The sequence below is a fragment of the Kitasatospora sp. NPDC059973 genome, from assembly GCF_042737525.1.
Lineage (GTDB): Bacteria > Actinomycetota > Actinomycetes > Streptomycetales > Streptomycetaceae > Kitasatospora.
Genome location: NZ_JBHWUI010000348.1, coordinates 1 through 2505, shown reverse-complemented (window position 1 = coordinate 2505; position 2505 = coordinate 1). Strand labels below are relative to the sequence as shown.

Below are 2505 nucleotides of genomic sequence, written 5' to 3'. Positions count from 1 at the left end.
CGGGGTCAGCCCCGCCCGGACGGGGTACCGGGGGGGGGGCACCCCCCCGGGCGGCCCCGGCTGGCGATTTCCCTCCGCGCCCGGGGCCGGCCTTTTTCGTGCCCTTCTGACAGGCAGGTGCCCCCCCGCGATCAGGGTTTCCTTCCGGCGTTTCCGAGTGGTCGGCTCCGTCGTGCGGAAGGCCTTTCCGGGAGGCCTTCCTGAGGGTCCTTCCGGGATATGCCGACGGCCCGTCCGCGGCCGGACGGGCCGTCAATTCTCGGTCGGCGGTCGCGGTGAAAGGAATGGGCCGCCCCGGCGGGGGGTCAGGACCGGTGGGCGGGCAGGTCGCTGTCGGCGGCGGTCAGCAACTGGTGCACGCGGTGGCCGAACTCGTCCGCGTCGCGGGCCGGCTCGGGGAAGACCAGGCGGACGTCGCGGTGGCCCCAGGGGTGGTCCAGACGGAGCACCAGGCCGTGCCGGTCGAGGGCCAGCGGGCGGACGTCGGGGTGTCCGACGAGCAACTCGCGGTCCAGCAGCCGGGTGAGCAGGGCGAGGGCGTCCGGGTGGTCGTCGGCGAGGTGGGTGAGCATCGCCGCCTCGAAGCGCGCCAGCGGGTCGGGCGCGGCCAGGGCGAGGTCGGCGCCGGTGAGGGCGGTGGTGCCGTACGGGGTGGAGAGGACGGCGTGTGCGACGTCCAGCCGCAGGTGGACGCTGAGGCCGTCGTCGGCGAGGTGGGCGAGGTGCAGCCGGCCGGCCAGGGTGAGACGGCCGCGGACGCGGTCGCGGACGGCGACCGGGGCGACGTCGGTGAGGTCCAGGACGACGGCCAGGCCGTCCTGCTCGCGGGTCACGGCGAGGGTGAGCGGCGAGTCGAGCGGTGCGACCAGGCGCAGCCGGGAGCCGTGCACCGAGACCGGGGTGTCCAGGTCGTGGTACTCGCCGCAGGCCCGGATCACCACGGAGGAGGTGGCACTGAGCAGGCTGCAGACCCGTTCGGCGGCGGTGGGTTCGGGCGCCTCGACGTCGACGGGGCTGGGGCTCATGACGACCTCCGTTTGTTAGGTGAGGCTAACCTAATCACTTTGGTGGGGGAGGGCAAGGTGTGCGCAGGTGGTTCGCGGGTCGTGAGGGAGGGTGCGCGGATTCAAGGGATTGCAGATGGAGATAGCGAGCGCTTGCAAGTATCTGGCGTTCGGTCGTATTGTCGACGCTGGTAGTTGCACACGCAATCTTCTGTATGCTTCTGTACGCTCTGGAAAGCGGTCCCCTCATGCCCCTCGCGCTCCTGGCGCTGGCGATCAGCGCCTTCGGCATCGGCACCACCGAGTTCGTGATCATGGGCCTGCTGCCCGAGGTCGCCGGCGACTTCTCGGTGTCCATCCCCACCGCCGGCCTGCTCATCTCCGGCTACGCACTCGGTGTCGTGATCGGCGGCCCGCTGCTCACCGTCCTCGGCACCCGGATCCCCCGCAAGGGGATGCTGCTGATGCTGATGGGCCTGTTCATCGCCGGCAACCTGGTCTCCGCCGTCGCGCCCGCCTTCGGTCTGCTGCTGGTCGGCCGGGTGCTCGCGGCCTTCGCGCACGGCGCCTTCTTCGGCATCGGCTCGGTGGTCGCCGCCGACCTCGTCGCCCCGCACAAGCGGGCCGGTGCCATCGCCCTGATGTTCACCGGGCTCACCGCCGCCAACGTGCTCGGCGTGCCGATGGGCACCCTGCTCGGCCAGCACTTCGGCTGGCGCTCCACCTTCTACGTGGTCGCGGCGCTCGGCGCGATCGGCTTCGCCGGCATCGCGGCCCTGGTGCCCGTCCAGCCGCGCGCCGAGGACACCCGGCTCGGCCCGGAGCTGGCCGTCTTCCGCAAGCCGCAGATCTGGCTCGCGCTGAGCATGACGGTGCTCGGCTGGGGCGGCATCTTCGCGATGTTCACCTACATCACGCCGATGATGACCGAGATGGCGGGCTTCGCCCCCTCCAGCGTGACCTGGCTGCTCTTCCTGTTCGGCGTCGGCCTGTTCGTCGGCAACCTGCTCGGCGGCTGGTTCGCCGACCGCGCGCTGATGCGGAGCCTGTACGTGATCCTGGCGGTGCTGGCGGTGCTGCTCTTCGCCTTCACCCTCGCCTCGCACAGCAGGGTCGGTGCGATCGTCGCCATTCCGCTGATCGGCGTGTTCGGCTTCGCGACCGTCGCACCGCTGCAGAAGCGGGTGATGGACCAGGCCGCCGGCGCGCCCACGCTGGCCTCGGCCGCCAACATCGCGGCCTTCAACCTGGGCAACGCGCTCGCCGCCTGGCTCGGCGGGCTGGTCATCTCGTCCGGGCTCGGCTACGACGCGCCGAACTGGGTGGGCGGGCTGATGGCCGCCGCCGCCCTCGGGGTCGCGCTGCTCTCCGGCGCGCTGGAGCGGCGGGGGGCCGGCGCGGGTGGCAGGGTCGTGGCGCGCGGTGGAGCGGGCGCCGAGGAGGCGCTCACCGCCGGGCGGTGAGCGCGGAACGCGCGGGGCCCGGACACTCGTCCGGGCCC

General features: G+C 72.5%; 2 protein-coding genes. One reads left to right on the top strand and one right to left on the bottom strand.

Annotation, left to right across the window (positions count from 1 at the left end; all coding sequences use genetic code 11):
• Positions 1-305 precede the first annotated feature (305 nt).
• Positions 306-1025, bottom strand: coding sequence for a DUF2470 domain-containing protein (locus ACFWA9_RS38980; protein WP_380394313.1), 720 nt, complete (start codon positions 1023-1025; stop codon positions 306-308).
• 227 nt (positions 1026-1252) lie between these two features.
• On the opposite strand from ACFWA9_RS38980, the gene ACFWA9_RS38975 reads away from it, so the two are divergent.
• Positions 1253-2467 carry an MFS transporter gene (locus ACFWA9_RS38975; protein WP_380394310.1) on the top strand — a complete coding sequence of 405 codons (1215 nt, stop codon included), beginning with the start codon at positions 1253-1255 and terminating at the stop codon, positions 2465-2467.
• Positions 2468-2505 lie beyond the last annotated feature (38 nt).